Genomic DNA, 1,413 nt, shown 5'->3' with positions numbered 1-1,413 from the left:
CGAGGGCTCCAAGGCCTTCGCGAAGGAGGTCATGGCGGGGGCCGGCGTGCCCACCGCCCGCAGTTACGTCTGCACGACGCCCGAGGAGATCGACGCGGCCCTCGGCGCGTTCGGCGCCCCGTACGTCGTCAAGGACGACGGGCTCGCGGCCGGCAAGGGCGTCGTCGTCACCGACGACGTCGAGGCGGCCCGCGCGCACGCCGGTGCCTGTGAGCGCGTGGTGATCGAGGAGTTCCTCGACGGCCCCGAGGTCTCCCTCTTCGCGATCACCGACGGCGAGACGGTCGTGCCGCTCCAGCCCGCCCAGGACTTCAAGCGCGCGCTGGACGGCGACGAGGGCCCGAACACCGGCGGCATGGGGGCGTACTCCCCGCTGCCGTGGGCCGACCCCAAGCTGGTCGACGAGGTCATGGAGACGGTTCTCCAGCCGACCGTCGACGAGATGCGGCGCCGTGGCACCCCGTTCTCCGGGCTGCTCTACGCCGGTCTGGCGATCACCTCGCGCGGTGTCCGCGTGATCGAGTTCAACGCCCGTTTCGGCGACCCCGAGACCCAGGTGGTCCTGGCCCGGCTGAAGACCCCGCTGGGCGGCCTGCTGATGGCCGCCGCCACCGGCAACCTCGCCCACCTGGAGCCGACGCGCTGGAGCGACGAGGCCGCGGTCACCGTGGTCGTCGCCTCGCACAACTACCCCGGCACCCCGCGCACCGGCGACCCGATCACGGGCCTGGACGAGGTCGCCGCCCAGGACGCCCCGCACGCGTACGTGCTGCACGCGGGGACGAAGCGGGACGGTGACGCGGTCGTCAGCGCGGGCGGGCGCGTGCTGTCCGTCACGGCGACCGGCAAGGACCTCACCGAGGCCCGCGACCGCGCCTACCGCGCGGTCTCCCGCATCGGCCTCGACGGCTCCCAGCACCGTACGGACATCGCGGCGAAGGCGGCGCGGGAGGCGCAGGAGGCGTAAGCCGGACGGGCCGGCCCCGTCCCGGCGCCGATGAACCCCGCAGGCCCCGGATCCGTCTCAGGATCCGGGGCCTGACCCTTGCCGTCCGTCGTCCACCTTTCCCCAAAGCCATTCCATCGAGTGAGCGATGCGCCATCCGGCTGACGAGAACCGGGGCCCCAACTATGGTGCCGCGCAAGCGTTCCGGCACTTGGCCCATCGGCATTGCGATGTCACCGGCGGGTGCCACAGTGGGGGAGTGGGCAACGCCGGGACAGCGTCAGGACCGTCGGGAGGGAGGTGAGGGCGGGCCATGAGCGGAAGCGGAGCGGGAGCGGAGACGGGCGCGCCGTCCGCGCGGTCGCACGCGCTGGCCGTGCTGCGCGTCCGGAGCCGGGCGCTGGCCGTCGCGCTGCTGCCGGCCGCCGTCGCCGTGATCCTGCTCGTCGGCGGGTCCACCGGCCATC

General features: G+C 73.8%; 1 protein-coding gene. It reads left to right on the top strand.

Annotated elements, in window-relative coordinates:
* On the top strand, nucleotides 1–967 hold a 967-nt coding region (gene purD, locus B7767_RS22220; RefSeq protein WP_085573751.1), incomplete at its 5' end, for a phosphoribosylamine--glycine ligase.
* Nucleotides 968–1,413: the final 446 nt, after the last annotated feature.

Source organism: Streptomyces sp. 13-12-16 (assembly GCF_002114215.1).
Taxonomy (GTDB): domain Bacteria; phylum Actinomycetota; class Actinomycetes; order Streptomycetales; family Streptomycetaceae; genus Streptomyces.
Note: the sequence above shows the minus strand (reverse complement) of the source record. Positions and strands in the feature narration are given on the sequence as shown.